The organism is Pseudomonas graminis, from assembly GCF_004364335.1.
GTDB classification, from domain to species: Bacteria; Pseudomonadota; Gammaproteobacteria; order Pseudomonadales; family Pseudomonadaceae; genus Aquipseudomonas; species Aquipseudomonas graminis_D.
Genome location: NZ_SOCR01000002.1, coordinates 205392 through 221842, shown reverse-complemented (window position 1 = coordinate 221842; position 16451 = coordinate 205392). Strand labels below are relative to the sequence as shown.

Below are 16451 nucleotides of genomic sequence, written 5' to 3'. Positions count from 1 at the left end.
CGCGATGTTCATTCAGGTGCCGCAGCCGCTGGCCTACGCAGAAGCGTTGCTGGAGCAATTCGCCCGGCTTGCGTGCGCCGCCGACGATGCTGCGCTGCTGGGCGGCTTCGTGCATGGCCTTTCCGAATTGAGCGGCTGCGAGCTGACACAGCTTTATCTTCTGGACGCGGCCGATACGTGTCTGGGCCTGACCGCCGAGTACCTTGAGGGCAGCGTGCAACCCCGTAAGGGACAAAGCCTGCCCGCCGATTACCACGGTGAGCAATTGCTGCAGTTTGCGCTGTGCCAAAACCGCATTGTGTGCCTTGACGATCTACCGGGCAGCCTTCACGAAACTAGCTTCCTGCCAACCACGGCCGTGCCCTGGCAGTCGCTGTTGTGCGTGCCCATTGTCAGTGATCAACAGACGGTGGAAGGCTTGCTCGTCTGCGCGAGCAGTCGACCTGTCGAGCTGCAGGCCTTCGCCGATTCCCTGGGGCGGCTGGGCACGTTCGTGCTGCGTCAATTGCGCCTGCTTCAGCGCTTGAGGCGGCGTACGGATGATTCACCACCGGTGCGCGTCAGTGTGCCAAGCATCAGCGCCTACGGATTGATCGGCAAAAGCGCACCCATGCGCCAGACCTGTTCGATGATCAGTAAAGTCCTGCACAGCCCGTACACCGTTCTACTCCGCGGAGAGACAGGCACCGGCAAGGAAGTGGTGGCACGTGCCATCCACGACTTTGGTCCGCGCCGCTCCCAGGCCTTTATCGTTCAGAACTGCGCGGCACTGCCTGAAAGCCTGCTGGAGAGCGAGCTGTTCGGCTACAGCAAGGGGGCATTCACTGGCGCTCTGCGTAATCGCGCCGGACTCTTCGACGCAGCCAACGGCGGCACCCTGTTGCTCGATGAAGTCGGCGACATGCCGCTGTCGCTGCAGGCCAAGCTGCTGCGCGTGCTGCAGGAGCGTGAGATACGCCCGCTGGGCTCAAACGACACGCACAAGATAGACGTGCGCATCCTTGCCGCGACCCATCGGGATTTGTCGGTCATGGTCAGCGAAGGCACGTTTCGCGAGGACCTCTACTACCGCCTCTCGCAATTCCCCATCGAGCTGCCGGCCCTGCGCCAGCGGGGCGATGACATCGTCGATCTTGCCCGACATTTCGCCGACAAGGCCTGCGCATTTCTGCAACGCGATGCGCTGTGCTGGTCGGACGCGGCGCTTGACCACCTGTGCAGCTATGCCTTCCCCGGCAACGTTCGAGAGCTCAAGGGGCTGGTCGAACGTGCCGTTCTGCTGTGCGAAGGGGGCGAATTGCTTCCCGAGCATTTCGCCCTCCGCGCGCAGCATTCCCCTGGCGATGCCCGCCTGACTCTGCGCGAACGCCTGGAGCAGGTCGAACGCGGCTTGCTGCTCGATTGCCTGCGTAAAAACGATGGTAATCAGAGCCTGTCCGCCCGTGAGCTCGGCCTGCCCAGGCGCACGCTGCTGTACCGCCTTGGCCGCCTCAATATCAATCTGGGTGAAGTCAATGCGTAGGCACGAACGACTTCTTTCCCACTCGCTTTCCATCGCGCCAACCGTCCGCGCCTTGTGCTCACCTCTGGAGACCCTCTGATGTTTGCTCCTCACCGGCATGCTGTTCTGCTGACCCTTGTGCTTCTCTGTGGCTTGTCGGGCTGCAGCGGCAATTACACGTTCAACGACAACACCTATCGCCCGCTGGGTGATCCCCAGGCCACCAACCGCGATAACTGACCGCCAGGAGGATGACCATGGAACTGGTTTTCGAAATGCTGAGCGCCCGGCAGTTTGTGCCTGTGGAGCAGTGTCAAAAGACTTTCAGGCAGGCAGGCGGCGTGATCGGACGGGGCGCGGACTGCGACTGGATTATTCCTGATCGCAATCGGCACGTGTCCCACCACCACATCACGATCAGCTACCGCGATGGCGGGTTTTATCTTACCGACACCAGCAGCAATGGCGTGCTGAGCGGGGAGAGCAGGGAGCGCCTGCCCAAGGGGCAAGCCGTTCGCATTGAGCATGGCAGTCTGTACGTGCTGGGCGATTTCGAGCTGCGCGCCCGGATCATAGATGACCCGGCCTCATTTGACGGTGACGTGGGTCATATTTATGCGGCCGGCAGCATCATCCCGGACGACTCGTTTCTGGACCTCGACCCGCTGAATGTGCTTGACCAGCAGGAGCGCGTGCACTCGGACATCGACGAACTGATTTCGCCAGGCGCCGCCATCAAGACCGGCCAACAGCGTACGGACTATGCCCGGGTGGACATGGAAAGCCTGCGCGTGCCCGAACTGGTCGAAGATTCCGCCGCACGGCCCGCTCCGGCACCCGCGCATGCAGCCAGTGAGGTCGAGCGCCCGACCGATGATTTCTGGACCCGGTTTGCCGAAGCGCTGGGTATCGAATTCGACGAGCTTGATCAGGATGCCCGGGAGGCGCTGGCGCTCAATGCCGGCCGTTTGCTCAGGCAGTGCGTCGGCGGTCTGCAGCAGAACCTGCACACGCGCAGCGAGCTGAAAAACGAATTGCGTCTGTCGCAGACAACCGTGCAGGGCGCCCAACGCAACCCGCTGAAGTCAGCGGCCGATGCTGGCCAGGCACTGTCGGCGTTGCTGCGACCTGGCAAGCCGGGGCAACTGCCCGCTGAGCTGGCGGTAAGCCGAGCCTTCCAAGACGTGCAGGCGCACCAGGTCGCCTTGCTGGCCGCCAGTCGCGCAGCAAGCCGCGCCACGCTGGAGCATTTTTCACCGGAGCAACTGACCCTGCGATTCGAGCGCGACAACCCGCCACTGCTCGCGACCTCCGGCAGTCGCTGGAGGGCTTATGGCCGCTATTACCAGGCGCTGCGTCAGGACAATGACTGGAGCGAGCGCTTGCTGGCGCGAGATTTCGCCCAGGCCTACGAAGAGCAAATTCGTCTGATTTCCACCCTCCACACAGATCACCAGGGATGAAGCGCATGTTTCGCCGTTCTACTGAATTTTTACACACGCTGACTGCGTTGATTGCTCTGCTGATGTTGGCTGGTTGCTCGACGCTGTCGCCGTTTTCACACCTCACCAAACTCGACCTCAGACTCACGGCCAGTGATCAGCTGAACCCCGATCTGAACGGCCGGCCGTCACCGATCGTGGTCCGCCTGTACGAACTCAAACATGCGGCGGCCTTCGAAAACGCTGACTTTTTCAGCCTGTATGAGCGGGCCAAAGAGTCCCTGGCCCCGGACATTGTCGCCACCGAGGAGCTTGAGCTGCGTCCGGGCGAAACGGTCGATCTCAAACTCAGTGTGCAGAAGGGCAGTCGCTATGTCGGCGTGGTGGCGGCGTACCGCGATCTGTCACAAGCCTCGTGGCGCTACACGCTTCACCTCGCGCCGCAGACCGCTACCGACGTCGATCTGACCCTTGATGGAAGCGGCATTCGGCCGTCACATGAAGTGCTCGCCGAGGCGGTTGACCAGCCATGAATACGCACAAAGTCATCTGGCAGGAAGGGATGCTGTTGCGTCCGCAGCACTTCCAGCACAACGACCGCTATTACGACCACCAGTTGAAAATCCGGACTCGATTAATGGGTGGCTACGCCTGGGGATTTCTGACGCTGGAGATCGACCTGCCGTTTCTCAACATGGGCAAACTGGTGATCAGCCAGGCGTCGGGCATCCTCCCTGACGGCAGCGTGTTCGAGCTGGGCGGTACCACAGAATCATTGGCCCTCGACATACCGCCCAATACCGGCAATACGCCTGTTTACCTGGCGTTGCCGCTGGTCACCGGCAATCACGTAGAAGCCCGGCGACCGGAGCAGTCCGACGTGCTGGCGCGTTACACCGCGTATGAAGCCCAGGTCGCCGATTCAAATGCAGGTGATGACGCGGCGTGTCAGGTCAGCTGCGCTCGTCCCGACTTCAGGTTGCTGCTGGGCGAACAGCAGAGCGACCACGCGTACGTCAAGCTGAAGATCTGCGATGTCCTCGACACCTCTCCTGACGGGGTGGTCAGCCTCGCTGCTGATTTCGTACCCACCTACCTTCAGGCTCACGCCTCCAGCTATCTGCTGTCATGTCTGAAGGAAGTCATCAGCATGCTCAGCCACCGGGGCGACAGCATTGCCGAACGCATCCGCTCCAGCGGCACGGTCGCGGGCGCCGAAGTGGGCGATTTCATGATGCTCCAGCTGATCAATCGTGCCGAACTGCTGCTGCGTCACTACCTGGGTCTGGAGCATGTGCATCCGGAAGCACTCTACCGCGCGTTGCTGACGCTGCTGGGCGATCTGGCGACCTTCTCGAGTGACAGCAAGCGACCGCGTCTGGACAGCCGCTATCGGCATAGCGATCAAGGGGAAAGCTTTCGCAGGTTGATGGAGGCGCTGCGGCAGATGCTGTCGATGGTGCTGGAGCAACACGCTATCGAGCTGGTGTTGCAGCCGCGTCAATACGGCATCACCGTTTCTCCGCTGCACGATCGCACGCTGCTGGGTTCGGCCTCCTTCGTGTTGGCGGCGAGTGCCAATTGCGACTCCGAGGAACTGCGCCATCGTCTGCCCGCGCATTTCAAGGTCGCACCGGTGGAGCGTATCCGTCAGTTGGTGAACCTGCACCTGCCCGGCATCAAGCTCACCCCGTTGCCGGTGGCGCCGCGGCAAATTGCCTTTCATTCGAACAAAACCTATTTCGTCCTTGAACTTAGTTCCGAGGACCTGACGCAGCTCGAGCGCTCCGGCGGTTTCGCGTTCCACGTGTCCGGTGAGTTCGCCGAGCTTGAGCTCAAATTCTGGGCCATCAGGAACTGACCGCCATGATCAAGGATAACGATTACAGCCAGGACCACAAAACCGTGCTGGTCAGCCGGCAGGGTCATGGCCCGGCATCGAAGCCGATCACGGATTCCACGCCGCCGCCGCGCTTCGAGCAGTTGGAAGCACGCATGATCTACGCCGCGCACCTGCGCCCGGCGCAAACGTTCAATGTCGGCATGAACTCGCTTGTGGCCGCTGCATCGGAGCTGTTGTCCGAAGTTGTGCGGCTCAAGAACGGTGACCTCCCCCAGGACATGAGCGCACTCCATGAGCATCTGAGCCGCGTGATGAAATCCTTTGAAGCCCGGGCGCTGCACAACGGCGCCGAGAGCAGTCAGGTCGCGGGCGCCCGCTATGTGCTCTGCACTGCGCTGGATGAGGCCGTTGTCACGAGCGGCTGGGGCAACGAAAGCGAGTGGTCGCAGATGAGCCTGCTCAGCAGGTTTCATCAGGAAACCTTCGGCGGCGAAAAGTTCTTCCAGCTGCTGGATCGACTCTCGAAAAACCCGGTGAAGCATTTGTCGATGCTGGAGTTGATGTACCTGTGCCTGTCGCTGGGTTTCGAGGGCCGCTACCGGGTGCAGACCCGCGGCGTGCAGGAACTCGAGAACATTCGCGACGCGGTCTATCGACAAATTCGTCAGCTGCGCGGAGATGCGTCCCGCGAGCTGTCGCCCCACTGGGAAGGCCTGAGCAACCAGCGCCGCAACCTGGTGCGCATCGTGCCCACCTGGATGGTGGTGGGCTTCACCCTGATCTGTCTGATCGTGATGTATTCGGGTTTCGCCTGGGTGCTGGGCGAACACCGCAACGCCGTCCTGCGACCTTATCAGCCGTTTGATCAGCCTGCCGTTCACCCGCAATCCGAGCTGCAAGCGCAAGCGCAAGCGCAATCGTAGCCGCCGCCGTAAAACAGAGACGTGTGATGAAAAACTTTTTCAAGAAAACCGGCGCGCTTTTGCGTCAGACGTGGGTGTGGACGCTGCTGCTGGTATGGCTCGTGGCGCTGATGGTCTGGTTCATCGGGCCGGCCCTCGCGGTCGACGACCGAAAGTTTTGGGAGGGTTCAACCTCTCGGCTGTTGACCATCAGTTCGCTGTTCCTGCTCTGGGGCCTTACCATGGTCTATGTCAGCTGGCGTGCCGGGGAGCGCAAAAAGGCGGTCGAGGACAGCGAGGATGGCCAGGCGCGCCACCTGCGCGACGATCAGATCCACGAGGAGCACGCTGAACTGACGGCACGTTTCAAGGAGGCGCTGAAAACACTGAAGACCTCAAGCCTGTATCGCGGCCGCAGCGAACACTGGCGCACCGAGCTGCCGTGGTACCTGCTGATCGGACCCGAGGGCAGCGGCAAGACCAGCCTGCTGGACTTTTCAGGGCTCGAGTTTCCGCTCAACAAGGTCGAGCGCACACTCACCCGTGACCCTCGAGGCACTCGCCATTGCGACTGGTATTTTGCCAACAACGCCGTGCTCGTCGACACCGCCGGTCGTTACCTGACCCAGCCGAGCGCCGACATCGACCGCAACGCCTGGTGCACGCTGCTTGACCTGCTGCGCAGATATCGCCGCAACCGACCTCTGAACGGCGTACTCGTCACACTCCCTGTCGACACGCTGCTCCACGGCAGTGACCCTGAACTTGAAATCCTCGCCCGACACGTGCGTACGCGTCTGCAGGAGGTGTATCAGAAGCTGCACGTCGAGGTGCCGGTCTACCTGGTGTTGAGCAAGGCCGACAGCCTTCCGGGCTTCGACGCGTTTTTCGATCAACTGACCCGTGAGGAACGCGATCAGGTGCTCGGTACCACCTTCCGGATCGGGCAGAGCGGCACCGACGCCGACGTGCTGCGCAGCGAATTCGGCGCACTGCTGGTTCGGCTTAACAGTCAGGTGATCACCCGCATCCATCAAGAGCGCGATACATCGCGCCGTGGGGGCATTCTTGACTTCCCACACCAACTCAGTCGAATCGGCGAGCGTGTGTGCGTGTTTGTGGAACTGGCGTTCACCGGCAATCGCTATCAGTCGGCCAGCCACTTGCGAGGCTTCTACCTCACCAGCGCGCCAGGCTTTGAACAGGACCTGCACGGGCCCGATGTCGGCAGGGCAGTGAGTCCGGGGATGAGCACGGGCACGCTGCCGACCTTTGGGAGCGGCCGATCGCGTTTCATCAATCACCTGCTCAGCCGGGTTATCTTCCCGGAAGCGGACCTTGCCGGGCTGGACATGCGCGAGCGCAGCCGTATCCATTGGGCCCAGCGCGCGCTATATGCAGGTGCGCTGGGGTCACTCGCGCTGTTCGGCAGCCTCTGGGCCGTGAGCTTTTCCGGGAACTACGAACGGCTCGACAGTGTGAGCGCCCTTGCCAGAACCTGGGCCGAGCAGCGTTCGGCGAAAAAGGCCCAGGATGACCTTTTCGCAGCGCTGAACGCGTTAGACACCGGCTATGCAGCGACCCGGGTTTTCCCAGACAAAGGGGATGTCGGTTACCAGGCACGTGGTGGCCTTTATCAAGGCGAAGCGGTGAACCCGGTCATCGAAGGCGCTTACGAGCGCGAACTGGAACGGCTGCTTCTGCCTCAGGTGGCGACGCTGCTGGAAGGACAGATTGCCGCCAACCTGGAAAATCGGGAGGGCCTGCTCAAAAGCCTGCGTGCCTATTTGATGCTGGGCATGAAAGACCGGCGTGATGCGGCGTGGCTGAAGGAACGGGTCGCCGCTGGCTGGTCAGAGCTGTATCCCGGCAACGCCGCCGCGCAAGACGGTTTGAACAGCCACTTCGAACGATTGTTGAAGCTGCCGTTCGTCCATCCCCTGAATGATCAACGCGTGGCGCAGGCACGGCAGTTGTTGCGCGGTGAGTCCCTGGCGAACGTCGTCTACCGGATGCTGCGCGAGCAGGCCGGCAACTTGCCGGACTACAGTTTCGACCAGCACCTCGGGTCGCAGGCGGCGCTGTTCGTCGGCGCCGACTATGCAATTCCCGGGTTCTACACCCGACAGGGCTACGACCAGTACTTTTCGGGGCAAGGCTCCCGAGTGGTGGCCGATATCCTGCGGGACAATTGGGTGCTGGGCGAAGGATCCGGTCTCACCGACATGGACATGCGGCGTCTGATGGTTGAACTCGAGCAGCTGTATTTCCGCGATTACGCCGATTACTGGGGCGAGGCGGTGAGCGCGGTCGAGCTGCCCGCGCCCTACGATTTTGCCGACAGTGCCGAGCAACTGGCTGGCCTGACGTCGGCCCAATCGCCGTTGATCAATCTGCTCAGGGAAGTACGCGAGAATACCCGCTTCACGCCTGTCGCCGAGGCACTGACAAACGCCGTCGATGCCGCTGCGCTGCTGGCGGACAAGGGTGAAAAATCCGGCAAACTGGCGATCGCCGTGTCCGGTAAAGCCTCTGAAGCGTTGGGTGCATCGGTTCTGGATACCGCGCGAAAATCACTGCAGAACCGGTTTGATCCGTTGCACCGGTTGCTCGACGACAAGGACGGTCCGGCTGCCGATCTGATCCCCGTTCTGGCCGTGCTCAACGAACTGCAGATGCAGATGGCCAGTCTCGGCAGGGCCAGTTCGCCGGAACAGGCTGCGTTCGACATGGCCAAATCACGCATGGGCGGGCAGCGTGACGCGCTGGGCACCTTGCGTGCGGCGTCCAGTCGCCTGCCGCGCCCGGTGAGCGGGTGGTTCAACACCCTGGCCGAGGACGCGTGGCGGCTGGTGCTTCGCGACGCCTATCAACACGTGAACCAGCACTACCAGAGCGAGGTGTACAGTTTTTACGCCAAGGCGATCAGCAAGCGTTATCCGTTCAACGCCGACAGTGCCAGCGAGGTCGCACTCGGTGACTTTCGCGAGTTCTTCAAGGTTCAGGGCGTTGCAGACCGCTTCTTCGACGGATTCCTGCGGCCGTTCGTGAGTGGCGAAAAGGGCAGTTACCGGCTGCGCAGTATCGACGGGCAAAGCTTGCCCATCTCCCGGCCTTATCTGGATCAGATGAGCGCTGCTCGGGTCATTCGACAGGGGTTCTTCGCGGACAACCCGGCCGAACCTCAGGTGCAGTTCAAACTCGAGCCTCATTCCCTGGACTCTTCTGTCAGCCGTTCCGAATTCAAGCTGGGCGACAAGGCCCTCGAATACCGCCATGGTCCCATTGTCCCGGTGTCATTCAAGTGGCCCACCGATGCGCAGGCCGGTCGAACCAGTCTGGTGCTGGACAGAATGGCTGGCCGCCCATTGGGTATCGAAGAAAGCTCAGGGCCGTGGTCGTTGTTCCGTCTGCTGGATTCGATGGAGCGGGAGGAGCTGACCGGTCGCGACGTGCTGGTACTGAAGGCCGACGTGGGGGGACTGCGTGCCAGCTACCTGTTGACGAGCCAGCGCTCGCCGAACCCGTTCGACATGACCGTGCTGCGCACCTTCCGCCTGCCGGCACAACTCTGATGCCGGTCGCCCGCCATTGGCGCAGCGCTGCGCGGACCCACACCGGCAAGGTTCGGGAACGTAACGAAGATGCGTACCTGGAGTGTCCCGAGCATGGGCTGTGGGTGGTCGCCGATGGCATGGGCGGTCACCAGGGGGGCGATATCGCCAGCCAGATGATCGTCGCCAGTCTGGCGGAGCTGCCTGTGCACGAAAACTTCGATGCCAGGCTTATCGGCATCAGACAGTGCCTGCACTGGCTCAACCGCCGGCTGGGCCAGGAGCTGACCGTCAATGCAGGCCGGCAGGACAGCATCATCGGTAGCACGGTGGTCGCACTGCTCATGGAAGGAAACCGGGCGGCCTGCGTATGGGCGGGCGACAGCCGCTGCTACTTGTGGCGCGGTCAGCGGCTGTACCAGCTGTCCCGGGACCATTCGCTGGAACAGCAGCTGATCGACGAACGTCAGATGAATGCTCGACAGGCCCGGGCCTACCCTGGCGGCCATGCCTTGACGCGCGCGGTGGGCGCTGCCGAGCAACTGACGCTGGAAGTGCTGGAGCTTGAGGTGTTTGCGGGTGATGCGTTCTTGCTGTGCAGCGATGGTTTGTATCAGGGCTTGAGCAGCGATGCATTGGGCCACGCATTGAACCTTGCTCTGCCGGCAATGGCACTCAAGCGCCTGTTCGATGACGTGTTGCGTGGGGCCGCCCGAGATAACCTGACGGCGGTGGTGATTCGCGGATGACCGAGCCTCTGCAACCAGATCCCGATGGACCGGCCCTCGTTGCTCCCCTCGGTACTGGCCAGCCCGACGATCTCACCTACTATGCTTTCGCTGGGTCGAATGCCCCTGAACCCGCTCGCCCGTCCGCCCCATCCGGCTTCAGCACGATGCCCGACGTTCTCGCAGGCCGTTACTGCATTGAGCGATTGCTTGGCGCCGGTGGCATGGGAGCGGTCTACCGCGCCCGCGATTTGCTGGCCGAGCAGTACGGCGATCCCGATCCCTACGTCGCGCTCAAGGTCCTCAACGAAGACTTCGCCGAATCGCCGGACGCCAGCGCCGTGCTTTACAGCGAGTTCTGCCTCACCCGATACCTGCGCCATGACAACGTGCTGCGTGTGCACGGGTTTCACGTCGACACCGCCTGCGAGCGCGCCTTCATCACTATGGAACTGATGCGAGGCCTGACGCTGGATAAACTGCTCTGCGAGCGGCCTTTGGGTCTGCCGTGGAAAGAACTGCGACACATCGCGCTGCCGTTGCTGGACGCATTGGCGTACGCCCACGCCTGCGGCATTGTTCACGGAGACATTAAACCGAGCAACGTCATGCTCAGCGAGAAGGGCGTGCGCCTGTTCGACTTCGGCCTTGGCAGGGCCGAGGAGGGCGTATTGCCCGGCCTGCCGCACCTGAGTCGCGAACGTTTCAACGCCTGGACGCCGGGTTACGCCGCACCTGAACTGCTTGAACAGCGCAAGCTTTCGGCACGCGCTGACCTCTACGCGGTGGCGTGTGTGATCTTCGAACTGGCAAGCGGCAAACACCCCTTTCACCACCTGCCCTCGACCCAGGCCCGGGATGAACATCTCGACGTCGGCTTGCAGGCACCAGTCCGTCTACCAAAACGTTGCTGGCCTGCCTTGCGAACCGCGCTCGCTTTTGACCCCGGTGCGCGCACGATAACGGCGGGGAAAATGCGTGATGCTTTCACCGGCACCTCGTCCTGGCCGTGGTGCAGGAAAATCCGCCCAGCCTGGAGAGAAAAGCTCGCGGCTGAGGCCGGCCCTACTGACTGGACTCAGTCCAAACTGTAGGAGCCGGCTTGCTGGCGGACGCGGGGGATCTGAAACGAAAATGTCGACTGACCCAGCGCATTCGCCAGCAAGCCGGCTCCTACAAGTAGTGGCTGCCCGCGGTGTTCATGCAGGCTTTAGCCGGGGATGGACGCGGAGCGTCCTGGGATGCGTGCTCACGCAGAGCGTGGGCACGATCATCACCACGCGTGCAGCCAGTGGGCCTGGCTTTGGCTGTAGGACCGGCTTGAGCCGGGAAGCCGTTGATTTTGATCTTCGTACACAGCAGTTCCAGACACTACAAAACGCGACTTGGGTGCAGGCTGAACGCAGGTTTCGCGCAGTGGGCCGAGCCGCATGGATGCGGCGAGAGCGCCGTCAGGACATGGATGTCCGTTCGGCGCGGGCCCACGGAGCGTCGTCGAAGTGAGGGAACCCGACGAAGTCGGGCCAAACCGAGAGCAAGCACCCTTGGTTACTTGGGGATGGTGCGACTTTCGACTTTTCCAAGTAACTCGCCGAAGGCGAAATGCTCTGCCGTTAGGCAGAGCCGCTGTAGATCTTGATCCTGGCTTTACAACAGAGCGGCGCCAGCAAGCCCACTGATGACCCCGACCAGCATGGTCAGCAGACCCACGGTCACCAGCACCTTCGCGTCGAAGGATTTGCGCAGCATCAGCAGCGACGGCAGGCTTACGCTCGGCAGGGTCATGAGCAACGCCACGGCCGGCGCAGTGCCCAGGCCCAAGGTCAGCAGCGTTTGCACGATCGGGATTTCGGCGGCGGTCGGGATCACAAACAGCGTGCCGACGATCGCCAACGGCACCAGCCACAACAGACTGTTGCCCATCGCGCCGTCAACGTGGGGGAACAGCCAGACCCGCGCGGCGCCGAGGATCAGCACGGCGATGACGTAGATCGGGATGGTGGTCCAGAACAACTGCCAAATCGTCTTGCCCCAGCGCACCAACAGGCTTCCTTCCTCCGGCGTCTCGGCATTGGCCACGGCCTCCAGTGCCTGTTCAGGCACGGCTTCCGGGCGCGAAATGCGTTGCGCCACCAACGACACGCCGATCACCAGCACAAGGCCCGCCACCAGTCGCAGCGCCGTGAAGCCCCAGCCCAGCACGAAGCCCATGAACACCAGCGTGGCCGGGTTGAGCACCGGGTTGGCGATCCAGAAGGCCAGCGCCGCGCCCACCGACACGTTCTGCTTGCGCAAGCCCGCCGCCACCGGCGCCGCGCAGCAGCTGCACATCATGCCGGGCAGGGCGAACAGGCCGCCGCGGATGGTCGAGCCCAGCCCGGCGCGGCCGAACAGTTTCAGCAGCCAGTCCCGGGGAATCAGCACCTGCAGCAGCGAGCCAAGGATGACCGCCAGCACGGCCGCCTTCCAGATGGCCAGAAAGTACACCTGGGCGTACGCCAATGCGGCGGCCCACGGCGTGGCCGGGTTGTCGTTGATGATCGAGCCCCCAATGTTATGGGTGTCGGCAGCGATGAAGGATTTCAGGTAATACGGCGACCATTTGACGTAGTACAAGCCGATGGCGGCCACCAGCAGGAACGCCAGGGGTTTCCACCAGAACGACCAGCCGCGGCGTTCGGAGGTGAGCGGGAGGGCAGTCATGACAGGCACCAGAGCAGGAAATCGAGGGGGCGGGATGATACGCCGTGGCCGGGCATTATAGTAGGTGTCGCAAGGTCTGTCGGCTCACGCCCGTCCGCCGAAATTCAGCCCGGAAGCACGCAGCAGTTCCTGGGTGTAGGGCTGCCGAGGGTTGCCGAAGATCTCCCGTGCCGCGCCTTGCTCGACCACTTTGCCATCCTTGATCACCAGCACGTCATGGGCCAATGCATGAACCACCGCCAGGTCATGGCTGATGAACAGATAACTGAGGCCGTGACGAATCTGCAGATCGCGCAGCAAGGCGATGATCTGCTTCTGCACGGTGCGGTCCAGCGCCGAGGTGGGTTCGTCGAGGAGGATCAGCTCCGGCTCCAGCACCAGCGCCCGGGCAATGGCCACGCGCTGGCGCTGACCGCCGGAGAATTCGTGGGGGTAGCGATGACGACTGGCTGGGTCCAGGCCCACTTCGCCGAGCACGCGGATGACCGTCTGTTCACGCTGGGCCGGGGTGCCGATGCCGTGGGTCAGCAGCCCTTCGGCGATGATTTGCTGCACCGTCATGCGCGGACTCAAACTGCCGAACGGGTCCTGAAACACCACCTGGATGCGCTTGCGCAATGGCCTCATCAGTTGCTGGCTGCGCAGGCTCAGCTCCTTGTTGGCGAAACGGATGCTGCCTTCGGAATCGATCAGCCGCAGAATCGCCTGGCCCAGGGTCGATTTGCCCGAGCCGGACTCGCCGACGATGCCCAGTGTCTGGCCTTTCAACAGCTCGAAACTCACCCCATCCACCGCCTTGATGTACTGCCGCTCCCGCCGCAGCAACGGCTTGGGGAGGGGAAACCAGACCTTCAGCGCGTCCACCGCCAGCAGCGTCTGGGTGTGCTCGCCGGGCACCGGTTCACCGTCGGGCTCGGCGTTGATCAGCAGGCGGCTGTAGGGGTGTTGCGGAGCGGCGAACAGCGTCTGACAGTCAGCCTGCTCGACGATTTCGCCGGCGCGCATCACGCAGACCCGCTGGGCGACGCGCCGGACCAGATTCAGGTCATGGCTGATCAGCAGCAGCGACATGCCCAGCCGTTGTTGCAGGGATTTGAGCAGCTCGAGAATCTTCAGCTGCACCGTGACGTCCAGCGCGGTGGTCGGCTCGTCCGCGATCAGCAACTCAGGCTCGTTGGCCAGGGCCATGGCGATCATCACCCGCTGGCGTTGCCCGCCGGACAGCTGATGGGGCAGGGCCTTGAGCCGCTGCGGCGGGTTCTGAATGCCCACCAGCCCGAGCAGTTCCAGGGTGCGCTCGCGGGCGGCCTTGCCCTTGAGGCCCTTGTGCATGGCGAGGATTTCGCCGATCTGTTTCTCCACGGTGTGCAACGGGTTCAGCGAGGTCATCGGCTCCTGAAAAATCATCGCGATGCGGTTGCCACGCAGCCCCCGCAGCACCTTGTCGCTGGCCTGCAGCAGATCGACGCCCTTGTAGCGAATGCTGCCCTGGGTGCTGACGGATTTGGCGGGCAGCAGGCGCAGGATCGAGTGGGCGGTCACCGACTTGCCCGAGCCGGACTCGCCGACCAGCGCCAGGCATTCGCCGGGCTGGATGTCGAGGTCGATGCCGTGCACCACCTCGGCGCCGTTGAAGGCCACGCGCAGGTTGCGGATCTGGATCAGAGGGTCATTCATGGCGGCGCTCATGTGCGGGGGTCGAAGGCGTCACGGCAGGCTTCGCCGATGAACACCAGTAGCGTAAGAATCAATGCCAGGGCGCAGAACGCCGTGACACCGAGCCATGGCGCCTGCAAGTTGCGTTTGGCCTGACCGATCAGCTCGCCCAGGGACGCGCTTTCGGCGGGCATGCCGAAGCCGAGGAAATCCAGCGCGGTCAGTGTGGCGATGGCGCCGGTCACAATGAACGGCAGGTAGGTGAGGGTGCTGGTCATGGCATTGGGCAGAATGTGCCGCCACATTAGCGCGCCGTCGCTGAGGCCCAGGGCGCGGGCGGCTTTGACGTATTCCAGGTTGCGCCCACGCAGAAACTCGGCGCGGACCACGTCGACCAGCGCCAGCCAGGAAAACAGCGACATGATCCCCAGCAGCCACCCGAAATCCGGCTCGACGAAACCGGACAGAATGATCAGCAGGTACAGCACCGGCAGCCCCGACCAGACTTCCTGCAAGCGCTGGCCGATCAAATCCGCCAGGCCGCCGTAATAGCCCTGAATGGCCCCGGCGAACACGCCGATCACCGTGCTGATGGCGGTCAGCGCCAAGGCAAACAGGATCGACACGCGGGTGCCGAACAGCACCCGCGCCATCACGTCCCGAGCCTGGTCGTCGGTGCCCAGCCAGTTGCGCGCGCTGGGCGGGCTGGGCGACGGCTCGCGGAGTTCGTAATTGACCGTGTCGTAGCTGAACGGGATGGGGGCGAACAGCATCCAGCCGCCCTTGTCGGCGATCAGTTTGCGCACGTAGTCGCTCGAATAATCCGGCTCGAAAGGCAGTTCGCCGCCGAAATCGGTCTCCAGGTACTGGTGCATCGCCGGGAAATACAGCTCGCCCTGATAGCGGACAATCAACGGCTTGTCGTTGGCAATCAGTTCGCCGCACAGGCAGATGACCAACAACGCCACGAACAGCCACAGCGACCACCAGCCGCGCCGATTGGCCTTGAAGTTGGCGATGCGGCGCCGGTTTTGCGGGGAAAACTCGAACATCAGGCGCTCCTCGCGGAAAAGTCGATGCGCGGGTCGACCAGGGTGTAGCACAGGTCGCCCGCCAGCTTGATCAACAGGCCGAACAAGGTGAACAGAAACAGCGTGCCGAACACCACCGGGTAATCCCGGGACACCGCCGCTTCGTAGCTCATGCGGCCGATGCCATCAAGGCCGAAGATGGTTTCGATCAGCAGCGACCCGGCGAAGAACACCTCGATCAGCGCCTGGGGAATGCCCGCCACCACCAGCAACATGGCGTTGCGGAATACGTGGCCGTAGAGCACCCGCTGTTCGCTGAGGCCCTTGGCCCGGGCGGTGACCACGTACTGGCGGCCGATCTCGTTGAGGAAGCTGTTTTTGGTGAGAATCGTCAGGGTCGCGAAGCCGCCGATGACCAGCGCGCTGACCGGCAACACCAGATGCCAGAGGTAATCGCGCAGCTTGCCGAAGGGCGAGAGGCTGTCGAAGTCGTCCGAGAACAGGCCCTGGGCCGGAAACCAGCTCCAGTAGCTGCCGCCGGCAAACACCACGATCAGCAGAATGGCGAACAGAAACGCCGGGATGGCGTAGCCGATGATGATCACCGTGCTGCTCCAGACATCAAAGCGGCTGCCATGCAGCACGGCCTTGCGGATGCCCAGCGGGATCGAAATCAAGTACGTGATCAGCGTCGCCCAGAGGCCCAGGGATATCGTCACCGGCAGCTTTTGCAGAATCAGCCCGGTCACCGTGGCGCCGCGAAAGAAGCTGCTGCCGAAGTCCAGCTGCGCGTAGTGGGTGAGCATCAGCCACAGGCGCTCGTGCAGCGGCTTGTCGAAACCGTATTGGTGCTTGATGGCTTCCAACAGTTCAGGGTCCAGACCCTGGGCACCCCGACTGATGCCGCCCGTGGCCGCGACTTCGCCACCGCCGCCACCAATCCCGCCCGTTGGGCCCATGCCCTGAACCCGGGCGATGGCTTGTTCGACGGGACCGCCCGGCGCGGCCTGCACGATGAGGAAATTAACCACCAGAATGCACAGCAGCGTGGGAATGATCAGCAGCAGGCGACGCAGGGTGTAGGCGAGCAT

13 protein-coding genes are annotated in these 16451 nt (G+C 62.8%); 9 read left to right on the top strand and 4 right to left on the bottom strand.

Features of this window, described 5'->3' with window-relative positions; translation table 11 throughout:
- Nucleotides 1–4 precede the first annotated feature (4 nt).
- The 9 genes from EC919_RS03505 to EC919_RS03465 all read left to right on the top strand — a co-directional run bounded on the left by EC919_RS03505 (nucleotide 5) and on the right by EC919_RS03465 (nucleotide 11064).
- A complete protein-coding gene (locus tag EC919_RS03505) occupies nucleotides 5–1522 on the top strand; it encodes a sigma-54 interaction domain-containing protein (RefSeq protein WP_133771250.1) in 1518 nt (505 codons plus the stop codon).
- Nucleotides 1523–1600: 78 nt separating this feature from the next.
- The gene (locus tag EC919_RS03500; RefSeq protein WP_133771248.1) at nucleotides 1601–1741 is read left to right on the top strand and encodes a type VI secretion protein; all 141 of its coding nucleotides are present in this window, start codon (nucleotides 1601–1603) and stop codon (nucleotides 1739–1741) included.
- A 17-nt stretch (nucleotides 1742–1758) separates the two neighbouring features.
- Entirely contained in the window at nucleotides 1759–2964 is a 1206-nt protein-coding gene (gene tagH, locus EC919_RS03495; RefSeq protein ID WP_133771246.1) for a type VI secretion system-associated FHA domain protein TagH, read from the top strand.
- A 5-nt stretch (nucleotides 2965–2969) separates the two neighbouring features.
- Nucleotides 2970–3476: a type VI secretion system lipoprotein TssJ gene (tssJ, locus tag EC919_RS03490; RefSeq protein WP_133771243.1), complete on the top strand. Its 507-nt coding sequence runs from the start codon at nucleotides 2970–2972 to the stop codon at nucleotides 3474–3476.
- A complete protein-coding gene (gene tssK / locus EC919_RS03485; protein ID WP_133771241.1) occupies nucleotides 3473–4804 on the top strand; it encodes a type VI secretion system baseplate subunit TssK in 1332 nt (443 codons plus the stop codon). The genes tssJ and tssK overlap by 4 nt, the downstream gene beginning before the upstream one ends.
- Nucleotides 4805–4809: 5 nt before the next feature.
- Entirely contained in the window at nucleotides 4810–5709 is a 900-nt protein-coding gene (gene icmH / locus EC919_RS03480; protein WP_133771239.1) for a type IVB secretion system protein IcmH/DotU, read from the top strand.
- 26 nt (nucleotides 5710–5735) lie between these two features.
- Complete coding sequence (tssM, locus tag EC919_RS03475; protein ID WP_133771237.1) at nucleotides 5736–9263, top strand: type VI secretion system membrane subunit TssM; 3528 nt, start codon at nucleotides 5736–5738, stop codon at nucleotides 9261–9263.
- Complete coding sequence (locus tag EC919_RS03470) at nucleotides 9263–9991, top strand: PP2C family protein-serine/threonine phosphatase (protein ID WP_133771235.1); 729 nt, start codon at nucleotides 9263–9265, stop codon at nucleotides 9989–9991. The genes tssM and EC919_RS03470 overlap by 1 nt, the downstream gene beginning before the upstream one ends.
- A complete protein-coding gene (locus EC919_RS03465; protein ID WP_133771233.1) occupies nucleotides 9988–11064 on the top strand; it encodes a serine/threonine-protein kinase in 1077 nt (358 codons plus the stop codon). The genes EC919_RS03470 and EC919_RS03465 overlap by 4 nt, the downstream gene beginning before the upstream one ends.
- 553 nt (nucleotides 11065–11617) lie before the next feature.
- Here EC919_RS03465 and EC919_RS03460 read toward each other — a convergent pair.
- The 4 genes from EC919_RS03460 to EC919_RS03445 form a co-directional block, all read right to left on the bottom strand.
- Complete coding sequence (locus EC919_RS03460; protein WP_133771231.1) at nucleotides 11618–12673, bottom strand: permease; 1056 nt, start codon at nucleotides 12671–12673, stop codon at nucleotides 11618–11620.
- Nucleotides 12674–12757: 84 nt separating this feature from the next.
- Nucleotides 12758–14350 carry an ABC transporter ATP-binding protein gene (locus EC919_RS03455; RefSeq protein WP_133771229.1) on the bottom strand — a complete coding sequence of 531 codons (1593 nt, stop codon included), beginning with the start codon at nucleotides 14348–14350 and terminating at the stop codon, nucleotides 12758–12760.
- Between the two features lie 8 nt (nucleotides 14351–14358).
- Nucleotides 14359–15381, bottom strand: coding sequence for an ABC transporter permease (locus EC919_RS03450; RefSeq protein WP_133771226.1), 1023 nt, complete (start codon nucleotides 15379–15381; stop codon nucleotides 14359–14361).
- Complete coding sequence (locus EC919_RS03445) at nucleotides 15381–16451, bottom strand: microcin C ABC transporter permease YejB (protein ID WP_133771224.1); 1071 nt, start codon at nucleotides 16449–16451, stop codon at nucleotides 15381–15383. The genes EC919_RS03450 and EC919_RS03445 overlap by 1 nt, the downstream gene beginning before the upstream one ends.